Below are 18257 nucleotides of genomic sequence, written 5' to 3' on the forward strand. Positions count from 1 at the left end.
CCGGACGGAACACGGAAGGACAGGGGAGACGGACATGCGGCGTTCCATCGCCACGGTGTCGTTGAGCGGCACGCTGGAGGAGAAGCTCCGGGCGGCGGCCGAGGCCGGTTTCGACGGCGTCGAGATCTTCGAGAACGACCTCATAGCGTCGCCGCTCAGGCCCCGGCGGATACGGGCGCTCGCCGCCTCGCTCGGCCTGGGCATCGACCTCTACCAGCCCATGCGCGACATCGAGGGGGTGGACGACGACCGGTTCCGGCGCAACCTGCGCCGTGCCCGGGACAAGTTCGCCCTCATGGTCGAACTCGGCGCGGACACGGTGCTCGTGTGCTCCAACGCCACGGCGGCGGCCCTGGACGACGACGCCCGGGCCGCGGCCCAGCTGCGCCTGCTCGCCGAGACGGCGTCGGAGTACGGGGTGCGCGTGGCCTACGAGGCACTGGCCTGGGGAACCCGGGTCGACGACCACGAACACGCCTGGCGCCTCGTCCGGGAGGCGGACCACCCGTCCCTCGGCGTCTGCCTGGACAGCTTCCACATCCTCTCCCGTGACGGCGACCCGTCCGGGATCCGCGACATCCCGGGGGAGAAGATCTTCTTCCTCCAGCTCGCGGACGCGCCGCGCATGGCCATGGACGTGCTGCAGTGGAGCCGCCACTACCGCTGCTTCCCCGGCCAGGGAGGGTTCGACCTCACCGCCTTCACCGGCCACGTCCTGGCCGCGGGCTACACGGGCCCCCTGTCCCTGGAGGTCTTCAACGACGTGTTCAGGGCCTCGGACGCGCGGCGCACGGCCGCGGACGCCCTGCGGTCCCTGTCGCTGCTGGAGGACGGGCTGAGCCGGTCCGCGGGGGAGGAACCCGCCGCGGCGGAGGGGGAGGGCGCGCGCGGGGCCGTGCGGCTGCGCCGGCTGCCCGAACCGGTCCGCCCGTCCGGGTTCGCTTTCGTGGAGGTGGCGGCCGAGCCGTCGTCGGCGGAGCGCGTGCGCGTGCTGCTCGGCGCGCTCGGCTTCGCCCACACCCGGGACCACCGCTCCAAACCGGTGCAGCTGTGGAGCAACGGCGACGCGCGCGTCCTGCTCAACTCCAGCGACCCCCGGCTCGGGCACACCTGGAGCGGCGACGCCTCCGTGACCGCCCTGGGCGTTTCCGTCCCCGACCCCGCCAACGCGATGCGCCGTGCGGAGCGGCTCCTGGCGCCCCCCCTGCCGCGCCGCCGCGACCCGGCGGAGTCCGCGCTCAGCGCGGTCGCCGCGCCCGACGGGACCGCGGTCTTCTTCTGCGCGGACGGTCCGGGCGACGGCGAGCCGTGGCTGGAGGACTTCTCGGCCCCGCCCGTCGACGGCTACCGGGAGGGGGGCGGGGCACGGCTGACCGGCATCGACCACGTCGGGCTCCTCCAGCCCTTCGACCACTTCGACGAGGCGTCCCTGTTCTACCGCTCGCTGCTCGGCCTGCGCCCGGACACGAGCGTGGAGATGGCCGCCCCCGACGGACTCGTGCGCAGCCGGGCCCTCACCGACCCGGCGTCCGCCCTGCGCGTCGCCCTGCACGTGTCCGTCCTGGGCGGCGAGCACGCGGACACGGGCGGAGGCGCCCAGCACGTCGCGCTGGGCTGCGACGACGTCTTCGCCGTCGCGCGCTCCCTGCGCGAGGCGGGGGTCGCGCCCCTGGCCATCCCGGACAACTACTACGACGACCTCGCCTGCAGGACCGACCTGCGCCCCGACACCAGGGAGCGCATGCGCGAGGGCGGCATCCTCCACGACCGGTCGGAGGAGGGCGAGTTCCTGCACTTCTACACGCCGACCGTGGACGGGCGGCTGTTCTTCGAGGTGGTCCAGCGCGTCGGCGGCTACCAGGGGTACGGGGCCGCCAACGGCACCGTGCGCATGGCCGCGCAGCGGGCGGAGCGCTCCCGGTGAGCGGCGCGTACGGCGCCCCGGGGCGGTCCTTCCTCGCGGGGCTCATCGGAGCGGGGATCGGCCCGTCGCTCACGCCCCCCATGCACGAGAGGGAGGCCGCGAGGCTGGGACGCCGCCTCGTCTACCGGACGATCGACATCGACCGGCTCGGCATGGAGCCGGGGTCGGTCGGCTACCTGGTGGAGGCGGCGTCCAGGCTCGGCTTCGACGGGCTCAACATCACCCACCCGTGCAAGCGGCTCGTGCTGCCGGCCCTCGACGGGCTCTCCCCGGAGGCGGAGGCCCTGGGGGCCGTCAACACCGTCGTGTTCGGGGCCGGGGGAGCGGTGGGGCACAACACCGACTGGTCCGGGTTCGCGCGGTCGCTCCGGCAGGAGCTGCCGGACGCGCCCGGGGACCGGGTCGTGGTGCTGGGGGCGGGCGGCGCGGGAGCGGCCGTGGCCTACGCCCTGCTGGTGTCCGGTGTGCGGGAGCTGGCCGTGGTCGACGTCGACGGGACGAGCGCCGTGGCCCTCGCCGCCCGTCTGGCGGAGCGGTTCCCCGGGGCGGTCTGCCGTCCCGCGGGGACGGACGGGCTCGGAGCCGCCCTGGCCGGGGCCGACGGCCTGGTGCACGCGACGCCCACGGGCATGGCGCACCACCCCGGGATCCCCCTGGACCCCGGTCTGCTGCGCCCGTCCCTGTGGGTCGCCGACGTCGTCTACCGGCCCGTCCGCACCGAGCTGCTGCGCGCGGCGCAGGCGCGCGGCTGCCGGACCCTGGGCGGCGGAGGCATGGCCGTCTTCCAGGCCAGTGACGCGTTCGGCCTGATCACGGGGCTGGAACCCTCGCCGGAGCACCTGCACGCCCACTTCCGGGAGCTCATCGCCGGAGAGTGAGCGCCGTGCCGGGACCGGAGCCCTCCGGTCCCGGCACGGCCCCCCGGTCAGTCCAGGGCGTGGTAGCGGCCGGAGCGGCGCACCAGGGCCGGGCCCTCGCCCCGCACACCGGCCAGGCCCACCACGTCGGCGAGGTACACCACGTGGTCGCCGACCTCCAGGCGCTGCCGCACCGTGCACTCCAGGGCGGCCAGCGCGTCGTCCAGCACGATGGCGCGCGTGTGCCCGCCCCGGTGGTGGGGCTGGTCCGTCACCAGGAGTCTGGCGCTGGGGCGCCCCTCGGCCGAGAAGCGGCCCGCCACCACCCGCTGTCCGGCGCCGAGAACGTTCACGGCGAACGCCCCGGCGGCCCCGATGACCTCGGCCATGTAGCCCTCGGCGCCCACGCCCACCCACACGATCGGCGGGTCGGCCGACACCGAGCCGAACGCGGTGACGGTCGCGCCCACGTCGTCCCGGCCGTCGGCGACGGTCACCACGGTGACCCCGGCGGGCAGCAGCGCCATGGCGTCCAGGTACGGACCGGTCAACGGATGTCCCAGACGTCGGGCATCGTCAGCGGACCGGCCGCGGGCAGCCCCATCGCCACGGCCGCGTGCTGGAGCGGGCCCCACGCGCCGAGCACCGTCTGCGGCTGCGAGGCCGCCATGTCCTCGCTGGACTCGTGCTGGCGGATCCGGTCCAGCGGGTGCGCGCGCGGGAAGGCGCGCAGGGGCAGGGGGCCGGCGCCCGCCTTCTCCCGGGCCAGGCGCACGGCCGTCTCCAGGCCGCCCAGCTCGTCCACCAGGCCCCGCTCCTTGGCGTCGCGACCGGTCCACACCCGTCCCCGGGCGACCTCGTGGACCTGCTCGCGGGTCATCTTGCGCGCCTCGGCGACCTTGCCGGTGAAGTCCTCGTAGATCTCGTCGAGGAGCGCGTTCACCCGCTCCCACTCGGACTCGGTGAACGGCTTGCGGGTGTCGAACATGCCCGCGTGCTCCCCGGTGCTCACGGAGTCGCTGGTCACGCCGAACCGCTCCAGCAGCCCGCCCAGGACCGGCTTGCCGGTGATCACGCCGATGGACCCGGTGAGGGTGCCGGGCTGCGCGACGACCGCGTCGGAGCCCAGCGTCACGTAGTAGCCGCCCGAACCGGCGATGTCGCCCATCGCCGACACCACCGGGATGCCGGCCCGGCTGGTCAGCTCGGACTCGCGGCGGATCGCGTCGGAGGCGGTCGGCGACCCTCCCTGGCTGTCCACCCGGAACACGACCGCCTTGACCTGCGGGTCCTTGCGGGCGGCCCGGAACGCCGCCGTCACGGTGTCCGAACCCATGACGGTGCCGCCGCCCAGCGGGGACCGCCGGGTCCTTCCCAGGCTGATGGCCCCGGTCGCGGAGATCAGCGCGATGTACCCCGGTCCGCCCGCCGCGCGGGGGCGGGGCACCGGGGTGTGCTTGCGGTGGTAGCGGGTGACGAACTGGAGCGAGGGCTCCGGGGCGGAGCCGTCCCCGGCCCCGTCCGCCTGCGACCGGACCTCGCCGAGGAGGTCGGCGTACACCTCGTCCCGGTAGGCCAGGCCGTCGACCAGGCCGGCGTCCAGGGCCTCCTTGGGCATGAACGGACCGCGCGAGACCAGCTCGCGCACCTTCTCCTCGGGCAGGCCGCGCGCCTCGGACACCGCCTCCACCAGCTGGTCGCCCAGCGACGAGACGATGCGGCCGGACGCCTCCCTCTGGGCCTCCGTGAAACCGGTCTCGGTGACGCTGTTCAGCGCGTTCTTGTACTCGTGGCGCCTGCCGACCTCGTAGGACACGCCCAGTTTGTCCAGGGCGCCCTTGAGGAACGTCACGCGCATCATCAGGCCGGTCAGCCCGAGCACCCCCGTGGGGGCCATGACCACGCGGGAGAACGCGCAGGAGAGGTAGTACGGGAGGTTGCCCTCGCCCGTCTCCCCGAAGGAGTCTGCCCAGGCCACGGCGGTCTTGCCCGCGGCGCGGAAGTCGGCGACGCAGTCGCGCAGCTCCTGGACCTTCGCGAACCCCAGCGACCTGGCGTCCACGCGGACCAGGAGCGCGGCCACCCCCGGGTCGCGCGCACCGCGGCGGATGCCCTCGACGATGTCCAGGTAGTGCTGCCGGCGCCGGTTCACGATCTGGCTGATCGGGTCCCCGGGGGCCTCGTCGGCCACCCCTTCCGTCAGGTCCAGCTCCAGTACCAGCGGCCCCCGGGGGCGCGGCCCGAACCGGGTGAGGGACAAGGGTTCTGTGATCTTCGCGAGGTCCACCATGGCCCCAGCGTAGTGGCCGCTGTCCAGCGACTCCCTCGCCCGTCCCGGCAGCGCCTCGGTTGTCGCGAACGTGCCGGGATCCTCGGGTTCGCACCGTGTGCCGGGGGCGCTATGGTCGACTGGGTTCTGACCACGGGACGCGGGAGAGGGACGACGCATGGCGGGCATCCACGGGCGACGGCATCGGGCGCGAGGCGTGCGCGCCGGGGCGGGAACGGCCGTAGCGGCCTCCGCACTCCTGCTACTGGGCGCCTGCTCGGGCGGCGCGGAGGAGGGCGGCACCGCGATCGAGCTGGAGCGCGGCGAGAGCGGCATGGTCCCGGCGGTCGAACCGCCCGGCCCGGAGGGCTTCACCCCCCAGACGGTCGAGGGCATCACCATCGACGTCCCCGACGGCTGGGACGTCCAGAACCAGGGCGGCACGCTGTGCGCGAGCCCTCCCGGCCAGGCCGCCTGCGCCTACGGGTCGGTGCAGCTGACCGCCCACGCGGCGGAGAACCACCCGCAGGAGTGGCCCTCCAGGGGCGGGGCCCACAGCAAGGCGGACGGCTGGGCGGACAACACCGACCGCTGCCGCAGCCTCAACACCGCGGCCTCCGGCGACATCGGGATCAAGGACGCCGAGCTGCGGGTCTCCGACTTCACCGAACACGCCGACACCCTCAAGTCGCACCACTCCGTCTGGGACGTCACCTGCGCCAACGACGACACCTTCGAGGTGCGCATGTGGTTCCTGCCCACGAGCGACGTCCTCCTGTACGTCTGGTCCGCCGACTCCCAGCACTCCGCCGTCTACGACCAGATGGCCGCCTCCATGGACACGACCGAGTACCGGAGCTGACACCTGGCGCGTCCGTCCCGGATTCGGCCACCGGTTGCGCCGTTCCAGTGTCCCCCGGGTCCCGTTAGGCCATAGGGTCGTACTCGTCACGGCAGAGGACGTCCGGGGCGGCGCACGGCCGCGCGGACGACGGCAGTTCAGGCGACAGCGCGAAGCGGGGTGCAGCACTGGTGACCACCATCGGAGCGGCGGGACGGGTTGGTCAGTACACGCTCGACAACGGATTGCGCCTGGTGACGGCGGCGGCCTCCACCGGCCAGGTCACCGCGGTCAACCTGTGGTACGGCGTGGGTTCCCGGCACGAGGTCCCCGGGCGCACCGGTTTCGCGCACCTCTTCGAGCACCTCATGTTCCAGGGCAGCGGCAACGTGTCCAAGGGCGAGCACTTCGAGGAGATCGAGCGGCTCGGCGGCGACATCAACGCCTCCACGTCGAGCGACCGCACGAACTACTACGAGACGGTCCCCGAGCACGCCCTGGACCGGGTGCTGTGGCTGGAGGCGGACCGCCTGGAGACGCTGCGCGACGGCATGACCCAGGAGGTCCTGGACAACCAGCGCGACGTCGTCAAGAACGAGCGCCGCCAGCGCTACGACAACCAGCCCTACGGCACCGCCCTGGAGCGCATCCTGCGCCTGGCGTACCCCGAGGGCCACCCGTACCACCACCCGACCATCGGCTCCATGGCCGACCTGGACGCCGCCGACCTCGACTACGTCAAGTCGTTCCACAAGGCCCACTACGGGCCGGACAACTGCGTGCTCACCGTGGTCAGCGACCTCGACCCCGAGGACGTCCTGGCCCGCGTCGAGAAGTACTTCGGGTCGATCCCCGCCAGGGACTTCGTCCCCGAGGCGCCCGACGCCTCCCTCGGAGCGCCCCTGGGCGGTCCGGTGCGCGACGCCGTCACCGAGACGGTGCCCGCCGCCGGGGTGTTCATCGGGTACCGCGTCCCCCCGTACGGCGAGCGGGAGTTCGACGCCGTGCACCTGGCCTCGGCCGTGCTCGGCCAGGGGCAGGGCAGCCGCCTCTACCGCTCACTGGTGGTGGACCGCCCCATCGCCGCCGACGACGGCGGCGCCGCGGCCGACATCCTGCCCTTCCGCTACACCGACAGCCTCCTGCTGGTGAACATGCTCGCCCGCGAGGGCGTCGACGGCGACGTGCTGGAGGAGGCCGTGCGCGAGGAGATCGCGAAGCTGGCCTCCGGCGTGACCGAGGAGGAGCTGGAGCGCGCCCGCGCCGTCATGGAGCGCGACCACCTCCAGTCCATCTCCAGTCCTGCCGGGCTGGCCGACAGCATCAGCAGCTGCACGCAGCTGTTCGACGACCCGGAGCTCGCCTACACCTGGCCCCGGCGCTGGGACGACATCACCGCGGAGGAGGTGCGGGCCGCCGCCGAGCGCCTGCTGGTCGACGACAACCTGCTCGTCGTCCGCTTCGACCCCGAGGAGTCCTCGGAGGCCGAGACCCTCCAGGCGGACGCCGAGGCGAACGCCGCCGGCGCCTCCTAGGGCGCGCCGCCACCCCTGGCCCTGTCACCGCAAGCCGCAGAAAGAGCCGCAGAGCATGCCGCAGACCCGCCCGCCACTCGGTGCCGTAGCGTCCTACTCCTTCCCGAAGCCCCAACGGGTCACCGTCGGGGGCGGCACCGTCGTCGCCATCGACGTGCCCGGCCAGCGACTGGTCTCCCTCCGCCTCGTGCACCCCCACGGGGGCGCCGTGGAGCCGCTGGACGCCATGGGCGTCAACGTGCTCACGAGCGAGGTGCTGGAGGACGGCCCCGACGGCAACAGCTCCCTGGCCCCCGCCCTGGAGCGCCACGGCGCCGAGTGGATGTCCCGCGTCAACTGGGACGGATTCATCACCGGCCTGGACGCCCCCGCCAACCGCGTCAACGAGGCCGTCCGCCTGTTCGCGGACGCGGTCCGGCGCCCCGCCCTGAACCCGGACGACGTCGTCCGCCGCCGCGAGCAGCTGCTGGAGCGGTTCTGGCTGGAGGCCGCCACGGCCGGGACCCTGGCCATGCGCAGCCTCGGCGGCCAGCTGTTCACCGGCCGCTACGCCACCCCGCTCGGGGGAGGCCCGGTCCGGCTGGCCGACATCACCCCGGAGACCGTGGCGTCCTTCCACGCCGAGTCCATCGCCTCCGTCGCCGGGACCCTCGTGGTCGTCGGCGACCTCGACGGGATCGACCTGGAGGAGCTGGGCAAGACGGTGTTCGGCGACGCCGCCTCCGTTCCGGAGCGCGAGTCCTCCGTCCCGGCGCCGCCGCCCGGCGAGCTGCCCCGCATCCTGATCGTCGACCGCCCCGGCTCCGTCCAGTCGGCCCTGGTCATCGCGCACCGAGCCCCGTCCCGCTCACAGGTCGACCTGCCCAGGGCCGAGGGCATCAGCGAGGTGCTGGGCGGCATGTTCACGTCCAGGCTCAACATGGAGCTGCGCGAACGCCTCGGCTACACCTACGGCGCCGGGTCCCGGTTCGACCTGCGACGCGACAGTGGCGTGTTCTTCATGTCCACCCAGGTGGAGGCGGACACCACCGCCCACTCCGTCACCTCGTCGCTGGAGCAGGTCGCCGAGCTCCGCGAGTCGGGCGTCACGGAGGAGGAGCTCACCGCGGTGCGCGAGTCCAACACGGTGGGCCTGCCCGTCAGCTACTCGACGGCGCGCTCCCTCGCGGGCGCCCTGGTCGACATGGTCGTCCACGACCTGCCGGACGACCACGTGGACCGCAACCGGGCCGGCTACGAGAGGCTGACCAAGGAGAGCCTGGACTCGGCCGCCACCGAGTACCTGCACCCGGAGGAGGCCGTCGTCGTGGTGGTCGGCGACGCGGACCGCCTCCGACAGCCGCTCACCGACACCGGGATCGGCCCCGTCGAGGTCCGCGACCCGGAGTCCCTCTGGTCCTGATCCGGGGCGTGCGGGCGTGTCGCGCCCGCACGCCCGCCCCATGGCCGGGGCAAGGACGGGTAAAGGAGAGGCAGGTCATGGCATGCGCAGGTTTTCGTCGGACATAACGAAAGCGAACCTATGTGCCAGTGTTATGGCAACTACCAGCGTGGACTCGGCGTCCTGCTGGTATAACGAGTGATCCGTGCACCTACATGGTGACAGCGACCGCAATGCTCCGCAGGAGGCCACCATGGCCGGTGAATGGACCCGTGGATAACCGTGTCCTCCCTAGACAACCCTCACACACAGCGGCCCCGGGCGTCGCGCTCTTCCGAAGGTCCGGAGGTAGCCGGTATGGGCGACTCCGGTCCTGAGGGGCGCCTGCTCAAAGGGCGCTACCAGCTGGTGTCGGAGATCGCCAGGGGCGGTGTCGGCACGGTGTGGCGCGCCGTCGACCTGGTCATCGACCGCGAGGTCGCCGTCAAGGAGCTCAGACTCCCGGCCGACCTGAGCCGCTCCGAGCGCGAGTCCCTCCTCCAGCGCACCACGCGTGAGGCCCGGGTCGCCGGGCGCCTCACCCATCCGAGCCTGGTCACCGTCCTGGACGTCGTGGACGAGGACGACCGGCCGTGGATCGTCATGGAGCTGGTCGAGGCCTCCACCCTGGAGGAGCTGATCCAGGTGGGCGGCCCGCTGCCCTACCAGCGGGTGGCGGAGATCGGGCTCCAGCTGATCGACGCCCTCAAGGTCGCGCACACCGAGGGGATCGTCCACCGCGACGTCAAGCCCGAGAACGTGATGATCAGCCAGGCCGGGCGCGTGGTGCTGACCGACTTCGGGCTGGCCGCCTGGAACGGCGAGTCGGCGCTGAGCGCGTCGGGCCGCATCATCGGCTCTCCCGCCTACATCCCGCCGGAGAGGGCCAAGGCCGGACCGGTCGGGCCGGAGTCGGACCTGTGGTCCCTGGGCGCCACCCTGTACGCGGCGGTGGAGGGCCACCCTCCCTACGACCGCAAGGGCTACATCAAGATCCTGCGCCAGGAGCAGCTGGACGAGCCCGCGGAGGCCGCGAACGCGGGCCCGCTCGCGCCGGTGCTCGCCGGCCTGCTCCGCGTCGAGCCCGGCGAGCGGCTGACCGCGGAGAACGCCACCAAGATGCTGCGGATCGCGGCCCTGGCCCCGTGGGCGCCCGAGACCAGCGTGGAGACGGCCGCCTCCGGGGCCCGTCCGGCCGAGCCGCGTCCCGGCGAGGGCGGCGGGGACGAACAGGACCGGGAGTCGGCCCGCGAGCACTTCAAGGCGGGCGCCCACGTCCTGGCGGAGTCCATCAACGAGCGGCTGCGCAACAGCCCCGAGGCGATGAACTCGATCATGACGTCGATCCGCGAGTCCACGGACACGCTGGGGCTGACGAGTTCGGGCCGGCACGCGGAGAAGAGCATGCTGCCGGTGTTCGCCGGCGTCGCCCTCGGCGTGGTGCTCCTGCTGGCCGTCGTGCTCTGGGCCCTGCTCGGCCGCTAGCGGGCCGGCCGCGGGAGCGGCCGTCGCGGCCCGACGCCCCCGTCCTCGCCGGTCCTGTGCCCGTGGCGGGGTTCGGCGCCGGGGCTCGCCGTGCGGGACCGCGGTGCGCAGGAGGCGGGCGGGGCCCGCCGACCGGCGCATACCGCCTGCGGTTCGGGGTGGGGGGTGTCCCCCGGGGTGTCGCGGGTCGCGCGGAGGGTGGGCGGGGCCCGCCGACCGGTGCATACCGCCTGCGGTTCGGGGTGGGGGGTGTCCCCCGGGGTGTCGCGGGTCGCGCGGAGGGTGGGCGGAGCCCACCGACCAGCGCATACCACCTCGTAGGGCCGGCGGGATTCGAACCCGCACTGTACAGCACCTAAAGCTGTCGTCTCCTGCCGGTTGGACTACGGCCCCGTCGGGACAACTGTACCGGGGACGCGGGCGGACCCGGCCGCCAGGCCCCGCAGGGCCGGGCCCGGCCGGGCCGCCGGAGGCCGGCGGGTCAGACGCCGAGTTCCTTCTTGAGGCGGTCGACGTGCCCGGTGGCCTTCACGTTGTAGAAGGCCTTCTCCACCTTGCCGTCGGCGCCGACGACGACGGTGGAGCGGATGACGCCCTGGACCGTGCGGCCGTAGTTCTTCTTCTCGCCGAAGGCGCCGTAGGCGCGCAGGGTCTCCTTGCCGGGGTCGCCGAGGAGGGTGAACGTCAGGCCCTCCTTCTCCCGGAACGCGGCCAGCTTGTCGGTCGTGTCGGGGGAGACGCCCAGGACGGTGAGGCCCGCCGAGCCGAACTCGCGGAGGTTGTCGCGGAAGTCGCAGGCCTGGGTGGTGCACCCGGGGGTCATCGCCGCCGGGTAGAAGTACAGGACGACGCGCTGCCCGGTGGAGGCCAGCACCTCGCTGAGGGTGACGGGCTTGCCGTCGGCGTCGTCGAGGGTGAAGTCGGGGGCCTGGTCGCCGGGCGCCAGGCGGATCGGGTCGCTCACGTGGTGTTCCCATCTGCTCGTCGGCGGGGCGGTGGGGCCCCGCCCGCTCACTGCTCCTACCGTAGCGAGCGCGCGGGGTGCCCCGGGGAGCGGCGCTTCTTCACCTGTGTCAGGCTGGGTTTACCGGCTTCGGTTGCGATTCCGGTTCGGTTCATCCGCTTTGGGGGTGACCAGCGGTTCGATCACCTATTGTTGACCGCACTCGTGCTTTCGGTCGACCCGCTGGTGACGCCCTTCGCGCACCCGGGCGCCACGCCCCTCCGGTGGTGGTCGGCACGGCCTCCGGGCCGGAACACATCCGCTTCGTGTTGGGGAGTATTGGCGACGATGCCTGGATTCACACTCGACGAGGTCAGGGAGCGCACGCTCAAGGAGCGCGACTCCTGGCTGACGGTCTCCCTCGTGGACCCGGTCGCGGTCCGGCTCGTCCGCCTGGTCGCCAACCGGACCTCGATCACGCCCAACCAGCTCACGGTGGTCGCGCTCTTCCTGGGGCTCGGCGCGGCGGTCTGCTTCGCCCTGGGCTACCGGCAGTTCCTGGCCTTGGGCGCGGTCCTGTACATCCTGTGCTTCCTCGTGGACTGCGTGGACGGCAAGCTGGCGCGGCTCACCGGTTCGGAGTCCCTGTTCGGGTCGTGGATGGACTACGTGTCCGACCGGTTCCGGGTGCTGGTGTGCGCGGTCGCCCTCATGGGCGGGCAGTACGTCGTGTCCGAGGAGGTCGCCCCCGACTCCAACCCGGTGTGGTTCGTGTGGCTGGCCCTGGCCGTCGTCTTCCTGGACATGCTCCGGTACCTCAACGCCCTGCAGGTCTACAAGGTGCGCAGGGAGATGCGCTCGCACCTGGCGGCCGCACTGGAGAGGGCCCGTGCGACCCTGTCGATGCTGGAGCCCGAGGACGACGACACGGCCTCGGCCACCGGCGGCGGCGGACGCACGATGAGCGACGGCGGAGAGCAGGCGGTGCTCCGCCACGGCATCGGCGTGCTGGAGCAGATACTGCACAGCCAGAACGAGCGGGAGGCGCGCAACCACCGCACGGCGGGCAAGCAGCCGGACCTGACGCTGCCCAAGGTGGACCTCCACCAGGAGTTCCGCTCCCGCTTCCCCTGGTACCAGCGCTTCTGGTCGGCGCTCAACGCCAGGCGCATCAGGACGCACCTGGTGGGCGGTATCGAGTTCCAGCTGGCGGTGTTCGTGGTGGCTCCCCTGGCCGTCGCGGTCCTCGGCGCCACGTCGCTGATCGGCTGGATCACCGCCGCCGCGGGCGTTTTGCTTCTCGCCTTCGAGATAGCCATCATCTATAAACTGTGGTTGTCCACGCGGGACTTCTTCCGCGTGGTCGACGGAATCGACGGCGCGCTGAGATTCTCCGGTCCGTCCGACGGCGCGGAGGAGAGCCGGGACTCCGGCTCGGACTCGGACTCGGGCTCTCAGACGACCCTGCGCCAGTGGAGAGAGGCGGAGCCCCATGACGGGACGCGACACCGAACCGCGCCAGACCCCGGCTGAGATCCAGGCCGAGATCACCCGCGAACAGCGGCGGCTGGCGGAGACCCTGGACGAGCTGAGTGAGCAGGCCCGGCCTGCCAACATCGCCCGTAGACAGATCGGGAGGGCCCGCGAACGCGGCGCACGGATCGTCGACGAGGCACGCGCCCTCGTGGTCGGCGGAGGCGCTGTGCGTGTGGAGAGCCACCTCGTGGCCCCCGAGGAGGGCAGCATCGTCATCAAGGGCGATGACGAGGTCGTGACCACCTACCAGTCGCGCCGCCGGCTGCCCCCGGAGGCGCTGATCCTCGCGGTCGGCGTGGGCGCGGTGATCGCCGTGGGCGTGGTGGCCTGGGCGGTCCGCCGCCGCGGGTAGCGGAACCGGTGGGAGGGGCCCGTGCGCTCGGCGCACGGGCCCCTCGTCGTACGGGCGGTCCCGTGTTCAGGCGGCTCCGATCAGGCGGCTCCGGCCCGGCGGACCGGGGGCAGCCCCCGTGGCGGGCGCGCGGGGACGGCGGACCCCGCCGGCTCCGGGCCGCTCCGCGGGCGCCGGTGGCGCGGCCCGGAGCCCGGGCCGCCGCCCGGCTCAGAGGAAGGTCCGGCCCTCGCCCCGGTAGGTGGGGACGGCGCCGACGTACTCGCCGGTGTCGGAGTCGACCAGGTGCAGGGTGTCGAAGCGCTCGCAGAGCTCGCCCGCCTTGGCGTGGCGCATCCACACGCGGTCGCCGACGGCGAGGCCGTCGGCCGCGGCGCCGACGAGGGGGGTCTGCACCTCTCCCGCGCCCTCGTTGGCCGTGTAGGACAGTCCTTCGGGGAGGTGGGGGGTGGGCGCCCGGTGGGGGTCGACGGGCCCGGAGGCGGGGTAGCCGCCCCCGAGGGCGGTCACCACGCCCGGGGCGGGGCGGCGCACGACGGGGAGCGCGAAGAGGGCGGCGGGGCGGCCGCGGAAGGCCCGGTAGTGGTCGAACAGGTGCGGGTGGAAGAGGCCGGACCCCGCCGTGAGCTCGGTGACGGCCTTCTCCCGGCCGGTGGTGTGGAGGCTGCCGGTGCCGCCGCCGTTGACGAAGCGCAGGTCGGCGACGGCGCCCACGGCCCGCACGACGGCGGCTCGGCGCCGGGCGAGTTCGACCGCCGATCTTCGCTGGACGGCGCGCAGGACGCGCGCGTACAGGGGGCGCCCGGGAGGGGCGTCGCCCACCCCGGCGATCTGCCCCTCGTAGGCCATGATCCCGGCCAGCTCCAGCCCGGGCCGCTCGACGACGGCGCGGGCGAGCGCCGCCGCCTGTGCGGGGGTGCGCACGGGGGAGCGGAAGGAGCCGATGCGGGCGCGGGAGCCGAGGGGCTGCCAGCTGGTGTCGATGTCCAGGCAGACGCGGACGGGCGGGGCCCCGGCTCCGCGCGCGCCGGAGGCGGCCGCGTCGGCCACGGCGGCGCTGATCAGGTCCAGGTGGGCGGTGTCGTCGACCATGACGGTGACGGTCCGGGCGGCGTCGGGGTCCCCCGCGAGCCGGGTGAGGGCCTCCCGGTCGACGGTGGGGTAGGCCACGAGGATGTCGTCGTCCAAGGGGCCCTCGGAGTCGCCCTCGGCCAGCCAGAGCGCCTCGGGGAGGGTGAAGGCCATGATCCCCGCGTAGCCGGGGAGGGAGAGGGCGGTGCGGAGCAGGGCACGGCTGCGCACGGACTTGCTGGCGATGCGGACGGGCTTGCCGTGGGCCCGGCGGGTGAGGTCGGCCGCGTTGGCGCGGAAGGCGGCCAGGTCGACCATGGCGAAGGGGGCTTGGAGTTCGCGCGTCGCGGCCTCGTACTTCTCACGCAGGCTTGTCATGCGTCCGAGGATGCCAGAACATGAATGTGTTTCATATTCCCGGTAGTGAACGGTTCGGTGAACCCTGTGGCCGGGACGACGCCCCGGAACCGCTCCGCCGGGCGGCCCGGGTCGATATCCTGGGGCGTCACGGCTGATCAGCCGGTCCGACCCCAGGAATGGTTCTTTCCCATGAGTGAGCGCGAGTACGTCCTGACCCTTTCGTGTCCCGACAGCAGGGGCATCGTCGCGGCAGTGGCCAACCTGCTGTCCGACCACGGTTGCAACATCACCGAGAGTCAGCAGTACGGCGACCACTACACGGGCCGCTTCTTCCTGCGGATGCAGTTCGTGGCGGAGCGGGGCGGCGACGGGCCGGTCGGCGAGGACGTGCTGCGCGGGGCGTTCGCTGCGCTGGCGGGGGACTTCGGGTCCGATGCGGGCGAGGCGTTCGTCGAGTGGACGCTCAACCCCCGCGACGTGCGCCCGCGCATGATCGTCATGGTGTCCAAGTTCGGCCACTGCCTCAACGACCTCCTCTACCGCCAGCGCAGCGGGCTCCTGGACGCCGACATCGCCGCCGTGGTGTCCAACCACCCGGACCTGGGGTTCCTCGCGGACTCCTACGGCGTGGACTTCCACCACCTGCCGGTCACCGCGGGGAACAAGCCGGAGCAGGAGACGCGGCTCCTGGAGCTGGTGGACTCCTACGACGTGGACCTGGTCGTCCTGGCCCGCTACATGCAGGTGCTCTCCGAGCAGCTGTGCACCAAGATGTCCGGTCGGATCATCAACATCCACCACTCCTTCCTGCCGAGTTTCAAGGGTGCGCGCCCCTACCACCAGGCCCACACGCGCGGGGTCAAGCTGATCGGTGCGACGGCCCACTACGTCACCGCCGACCTGGACGAGGGGCCCATCATCGAGCAGGAGGTGTCCCGGGTGGACCACACGCACAGTCCGGAGCAGCTCACCGCGATCGGCCGGGACCTGGAGTCGGTGGCGCTGGCACGCGCGGTCAACTGGCACGCGCAGCGCCGGGTCCTCCTCAACGGGGGGAAGACGGTCGTCTTCGGCTGACGCCGGGGACACGGCCTCCCCGGCGGATCGCCGGGCGGGACCGCTTTTCGGACTCAGGGGCGCCTTCCGGGGCGCCCTTTTCGTTTTCCCGCGACGCAGGGGTGTGTCGTGCCCGTGGAGGCGGGATGGGAAAGACTCTCTCCTCTTCTGACCAGCGATTCGTTACTCAAAGTATCTTGGCCGCTACGTACAGTGTGTATATGGTGTGTTTAGTTCGGAACTCATCTGGCCATCCCTTGGCGCAGATACCGGGTTTCGGTCCGAAATCTCCGAGAGCAATGCGCTCGGAGGAGGGGGCAGAAAACATGGGCAAGCACTTCGACGACGCCGCCGGCAAGGCCAAGGAGGCCTACGGCAAGGCCGCGGGGGACCGCGGCAAGGAGGCCGAGGGCAAGGCGGACCAGGCCAAGGCCGATGCCAAGGACAAGGCCGACCGGGCCAAGGACAAGGCCAAGGACGCGAGCGAGAAGGCCAAGAACGTCTTCAAGCGCTGACGACCGCTGTGACCACGGGGTTTCTGCACACTGCGCAGGGGGGGACCAGTGTCGGACATCAGGACCGAAGCGAAGGTGCCGGGCGCCCGCGAGGCGGGCAGGGGGGACGCCTCCGGCGACGGGGGAGGACGCACCCAGATCGCGGACGGGGTGGTCGCGAAGATCGCCGGGATGGCCGCGCGTGAGATCGGCGGCGTCCACGCGATGGGCGGCGGGACGGCGCGCGCCGTCGGCGCCGTGAGGGACGCCGTGACCGGCGGCGGCGCCGACCGCGGCTCCGTCTCGCGCGGGGTCTCGGTCGAGGTGGGCGAGCGCCAGGCCGCCGTGGACATCGACCTGGTCGTCGAGTACGGGGCCGCCATCCAGGACCTCGCGGCCTCCGTGCGGCGCAACGTCGCCACGGCGGTGGAGCGCATGACCGGCCTGGAGGTCACCGAGATCAACATCAGGGTGGACGACATCCACCTGCCCGACGAGGACCAGGACGACGACTCCGACGACTCCGGGCCCCGGGTCCGGTAGTGGCGGCCGGCGGTGGGGACCCGGGCGAGGTGGCCCGGCGCGTGGCCGAGGAGGCCGTCCGCTTCCCGGACGTGGTGGAGCTGTCGTCCGGAGGGTTCGGAACGCTGGCCACCCCCGTGCCCGGCGGACGCGTGCACGGCGTCGCGGTGCGCTCGGACGGGGTCGAGGTGGGCGTCGTGGTCCGCTTCGGGAGACCGCTGCCGGAGATCGCAGCCGAGCTGCGCCGGGGCCTGGCCCCGCTGGCCGGCGGCCGCACCGTCCACATCTCGGTGGAGGACGTGGTCGCCGGTCTCGGCGACGGCAGCCGGACGGGGCTCTGAACGTGGAAGCAACAGGTGCTGGACAAGAGGGGGAAGCCATGTGGCCCATCGTCGGCCTGTCCTACGGGACGGTACTGGGGCTCGCCGCCGCCTTCGGCGGGTTCGCGGCCTTCGCGCTGGTCCTGGTTCTGGGCCTCGTCGGGTTCGTCGCGGGCCGGGCGATGGAGGGCGAGATCGACCTCGGTGAGATGTTCTCGCGGCGATCGGCCTGAGGCGGGCCCCTCGGACGGGCGAGGGCGCCGCCGACACACACGCCCCGGAGGGAAGGAGCGGTCGTGGCCGGAGTGCGGACCGATACGGTCCCCAGGCAGAGGGAGCACCCGCCCGGCGGGCCGGACCACGGGCGGCACGAGCGCGGACACGGCCCCGCGGGCCGCACCGTCATCGAGCCCGGAGTGGTCGAGAAGGTCGCGGCCCGGGCCGTCCGCGAGGTCGAGGGGGCCCGCGCGACCAGGTCGAGGGCCGCACGGGCGAAGGTGAGCGGTGACGTGGTCCTCCTGCGGCTGCGGATCACCGTGCGCTACCCGCGCTCGGCACGGGAGGTCGCCGCCCGTGTCCGCGGACACGTCAAGGAACGGGTCGAGCGGACCACCGGCAAGCAAGTCCACCACATCGACATCGAGATCGCGGAGCTGGTGCGCTGACATGACCACCGTGGAAGAGGTGCTCGGCCGCCCGGACCAGGGCGTCGACCGTCGGGCGAAGCGGGTGGCGGTCCATACCTTCCGGCCGAGGAGGTCGTGGCCCGCGGTGATCACGGGGCTCGTGATCCTCGTCGTGGCCGTCGTCGCCGCCGCCGAGGTGATCTCCGCGCTCGCCGGGAGCCCGCTGCGGCTCATCCCGGTGGGCGCGGCCACCGGATATGCCGGGGCCACCACCTGGTCCGCCCCCTCGGTGCAGATCGCGTCGGCCGTCCTGGCGCTGATCGGCCTGGCGCTGATCGTGGCAGCCCTCACGCCCGGGCACGGGCACTGGACCGCGCTGCGCACCGACGACCCCGCACTGGTGGTGGGGCTCACCAGGCCCGCGCTGCGCCGTGCGGTGGCCGCGGCGGCGCACGAGGTCAGCGGTGTCGACGCCGTGAACGTCGCCGTCCGGGGCAACAGGCTACGGGTGCACGTGCGCACCGGTATGCGGGAGGCCGCGGGGCTGCCCGCGGAGGTGACCGCGGCCGTGGAGCGGCGGTTGGAGGAGCTGGCGCCGCTGCGCAGCATGCGGATCGCCACCCATGTCAGGTACGCGGAGGTGTGA

General features: G+C 73.0%; 19 protein-coding genes and 1 tRNA gene. 15 read left to right on the top strand and 5 right to left on the bottom strand.

Features of this window, described 5'->3' with window-relative positions; translation table 11 throughout:
• The first annotated feature begins 34 nt into the window (after positions 1–34).
• Together ACFQBR_RS24535 and ACFQBR_RS24540 are read left to right on the top strand one after the other, a co-directional pair.
• On the top strand, positions 35–1924 hold the full coding sequence (locus ACFQBR_RS24535) for a bifunctional sugar phosphate isomerase/epimerase/4-hydroxyphenylpyruvate dioxygenase family protein (RefSeq protein WP_344178189.1): 1890 nt from the start codon (positions 35–37) through the stop codon (positions 1922–1924).
• Positions 1921–2802, top strand: a complete 882-nt coding sequence (locus tag ACFQBR_RS24540; protein WP_267946273.1) for a shikimate dehydrogenase — start codon at positions 1921–1923, stop codon at positions 2800–2802. Before ACFQBR_RS24535 ends, ACFQBR_RS24540 begins: the two co-directional genes overlap by 4 nt.
• A 47-nt stretch (positions 2803–2849) precedes the next feature.
• Here the strand turns inward: ACFQBR_RS24540 and ACFQBR_RS24545 are convergent, their stop codons facing one another.
• Both ACFQBR_RS24545 and sppA read right to left on the bottom strand, forming a co-directional pair.
• Positions 2850–3308, bottom strand: a complete 459-nt coding sequence (locus ACFQBR_RS24545) for a flavin reductase family protein (protein ID WP_267950490.1) — start codon at positions 3306–3308, stop codon at positions 2850–2852.
• A 20-nt stretch (positions 3309–3328) separates the two neighbouring features.
• Positions 3329–5071, bottom strand: coding sequence for a signal peptide peptidase SppA (sppA, locus tag ACFQBR_RS24550; protein WP_344178191.1), 1743 nt, complete (start codon positions 5069–5071; stop codon positions 3329–3331).
• Between the two features lie 157 nt (positions 5072–5228).
• Here sppA and ACFQBR_RS24555 point away from each other — a divergent pair, with 157 nt between their 5' ends.
• From ACFQBR_RS24555 to ACFQBR_RS24570, 4 genes are all read left to right on the top strand, one after another.
• Positions 5229–5912 (top strand): hypothetical protein, encoded by a 684-nt coding sequence (locus ACFQBR_RS24555; protein WP_267946271.1) that lies wholly within the window; start codon positions 5229–5231, stop codon positions 5910–5912.
• 170 nt (positions 5913–6082) lie between these two features.
• The gene (locus tag ACFQBR_RS24560; RefSeq protein ID WP_267946270.1) at positions 6083–7426 is read left to right on the top strand and encodes a M16 family metallopeptidase; all 1344 of its coding nucleotides are present in this window, start codon (positions 6083–6085) and stop codon (positions 7424–7426) included.
• Between the two features lie 55 nt (positions 7427–7481).
• Entirely contained in the window at positions 7482–8828 is a 1347-nt protein-coding gene (locus ACFQBR_RS24565; RefSeq protein WP_267946269.1) for a M16 family metallopeptidase, read from the top strand.
• 336 nt (positions 8829–9164) lie between these two features.
• On the top strand, positions 9165–10331 hold the full coding sequence (locus ACFQBR_RS24570) for a serine/threonine-protein kinase (protein ID WP_344178195.1): 1167 nt from the start codon (positions 9165–9167) through the stop codon (positions 10329–10331).
• A gap of 318 nt (positions 10332–10649) precedes the next feature.
• Here ACFQBR_RS24570 and ACFQBR_RS24575 read toward each other — a convergent pair.
• Positions 10650–10724, bottom strand: a tRNA-Leu gene (locus ACFQBR_RS24575).
• A gap of 88 nt (positions 10725–10812) precedes the next feature.
• Positions 10813–11295 (bottom strand): thioredoxin-dependent thiol peroxidase, encoded by a 483-nt coding sequence (bcp, locus tag ACFQBR_RS24580; protein ID WP_267946267.1) that lies wholly within the window; start codon positions 11293–11295, stop codon positions 10813–10815.
• A gap of 327 nt (positions 11296–11622) precedes the next feature.
• Here bcp and ACFQBR_RS24585 point away from each other — a divergent pair, with 327 nt between their 5' ends.
• Positions 11623–12807, top strand: coding sequence for a CDP-alcohol phosphatidyltransferase family protein (locus ACFQBR_RS24585; RefSeq protein ID WP_267946266.1), 1185 nt, complete (start codon positions 11623–11625; stop codon positions 12805–12807).
• The gene (locus ACFQBR_RS24590) at positions 12767–13162 is read left to right on the top strand and encodes a DUF3618 domain-containing protein (RefSeq protein WP_267946265.1); all 396 of its coding nucleotides are present in this window, start codon (positions 12767–12769) and stop codon (positions 13160–13162) included. Before ACFQBR_RS24585 ends, ACFQBR_RS24590 begins: the two co-directional genes overlap by 41 nt.
• Before the next feature lie 210 nt (positions 13163–13372).
• Here the strand turns inward: ACFQBR_RS24590 and ACFQBR_RS24595 are convergent, their stop codons facing one another.
• The gene (locus ACFQBR_RS24595) at positions 13373–14611 is read right to left on the bottom strand and encodes an alanine racemase (RefSeq protein WP_344178198.1); all 1239 of its coding nucleotides are present in this window, start codon (positions 14609–14611) and stop codon (positions 13373–13375) included.
• A gap of 171 nt (positions 14612–14782) precedes the next feature.
• Between ACFQBR_RS24595 and purU the strand changes: the two genes are divergently transcribed.
• The 7 genes from purU to ACFQBR_RS24630 all read left to right on the top strand — a co-directional run bounded on the left by purU (position 14783) and on the right by ACFQBR_RS24630 (position 18257).
• Positions 14783–15670 carry a formyltetrahydrofolate deformylase gene (gene purU, locus ACFQBR_RS24600; protein WP_344178200.1) on the top strand — a complete coding sequence of 296 codons (888 nt, stop codon included), beginning with the start codon at positions 14783–14785 and terminating at the stop codon, positions 15668–15670.
• A 305-nt stretch (positions 15671–15975) separates the two neighbouring features.
• Entirely contained in the window at positions 15976–16164 is a 189-nt protein-coding gene (locus tag ACFQBR_RS24605; RefSeq protein WP_267946262.1) for a CsbD family protein, read from the top strand.
• A gap of 48 nt (positions 16165–16212) precedes the next feature.
• The gene (locus ACFQBR_RS24610) at positions 16213–16686 is read left to right on the top strand and encodes an Asp23/Gls24 family envelope stress response protein (protein WP_267946261.1); all 474 of its coding nucleotides are present in this window, start codon (positions 16213–16215) and stop codon (positions 16684–16686) included.
• Positions 16686–17006 carry a hypothetical protein gene (locus tag ACFQBR_RS24615; RefSeq protein WP_267946260.1) on the top strand — a complete coding sequence of 107 codons (321 nt, stop codon included), beginning with the start codon at positions 16686–16688 and terminating at the stop codon, positions 17004–17006. Before ACFQBR_RS24610 ends, ACFQBR_RS24615 begins: the two co-directional genes overlap by 1 nt.
• A gap of 38 nt (positions 17007–17044) precedes the next feature.
• Positions 17045–17218, top strand: coding sequence for a hypothetical protein (locus tag ACFQBR_RS24620; RefSeq protein ID WP_267946259.1), 174 nt, complete (start codon positions 17045–17047; stop codon positions 17216–17218).
• A gap of 63 nt (positions 17219–17281) precedes the next feature.
• Positions 17282–17650, top strand: a complete 369-nt coding sequence (locus ACFQBR_RS24625) for an Asp23/Gls24 family envelope stress response protein (protein ID WP_344178203.1) — start codon at positions 17282–17284, stop codon at positions 17648–17650.
• A 1-nt stretch (position 17651) separates the two neighbouring features.
• On the top strand, positions 17652–18257 hold the full coding sequence (locus tag ACFQBR_RS24630) for a DUF6286 domain-containing protein (protein WP_267946257.1): 606 nt from the start codon (positions 17652–17654) through the stop codon (positions 18255–18257).

Source organism: Nocardiopsis tropica, from assembly GCF_042660575.1.
Lineage (GTDB): Bacteria > Actinomycetota > Actinomycetes > Streptosporangiales > Streptosporangiaceae > Nocardiopsis > Nocardiopsis tropica.

What these genes read in the sequence shown, in the direction of transcription:
- ACFQBR_RS24585 (WP_267946266.1), top strand. Translation starts at nt 11,623, where the DNA reads ATGCCTGGATTCACACTCGACGAGGTCAGGGAGCGCACGCTCAAGGAG.
- purU (WP_344178200.1), top strand. Translation starts at nt 14,783, where the DNA reads ATGAGTGAGCGCGAGTACGTCCTGACCCTTTCGTGTCCCGACAGCAGG.
- ACFQBR_RS24595 (WP_344178198.1), bottom strand. Translation starts at nt 14,611, where the DNA reads ATGACAAGCCTGCGTGAGAAGTACGAGGCCGCGACGCGCGAACTCCAA.
- ACFQBR_RS24545 (WP_267950490.1), bottom strand. Translation starts at nt 3,308, where the DNA reads ATGGCGCTGCTGCCCGCCGGGGTCACCGTGGTGACCGTCGCCGACGGC.
- ACFQBR_RS24535 (WP_344178189.1), top strand. Translation starts at nt 35, where the DNA reads ATGCGGCGTTCCATCGCCACGGTGTCGTTGAGCGGCACGCTGGAGGAG.
- ACFQBR_RS24555 (WP_267946271.1), top strand. Translation starts at nt 5,229, where the DNA reads ATGGCGGGCATCCACGGGCGACGGCATCGGGCGCGAGGCGTGCGCGCC.
- ACFQBR_RS24630 (WP_267946257.1), top strand. Translation starts at nt 17,652, where the DNA reads ATGACCACCGTGGAAGAGGTGCTCGGCCGCCCGGACCAGGGCGTCGAC.
- ACFQBR_RS24590 (WP_267946265.1), top strand. Translation starts at nt 12,767, where the DNA reads ATGACGGGACGCGACACCGAACCGCGCCAGACCCCGGCTGAGATCCAG.
- ACFQBR_RS24570 (WP_344178195.1), top strand. Translation starts at nt 9,165, where the DNA reads ATGGGCGACTCCGGTCCTGAGGGGCGCCTGCTCAAAGGGCGCTACCAG.
- ACFQBR_RS24565 (WP_267946269.1), top strand. Translation starts at nt 7,482, where the DNA reads ATGCCGCAGACCCGCCCGCCACTCGGTGCCGTAGCGTCCTACTCCTTC.
- ACFQBR_RS24620 (WP_267946259.1), top strand. Translation starts at nt 17,045, where the DNA reads ATGTGGCCCATCGTCGGCCTGTCCTACGGGACGGTACTGGGGCTCGCC.
- sppA (WP_344178191.1), bottom strand. Translation starts at nt 5,071, where the DNA reads ATGGTGGACCTCGCGAAGATCACAGAACCCTTGTCCCTCACCCGGTTC.
- ACFQBR_RS24605 (WP_267946262.1), top strand. Translation starts at nt 15,976, where the DNA reads ATGGGCAAGCACTTCGACGACGCCGCCGGCAAGGCCAAGGAGGCCTAC.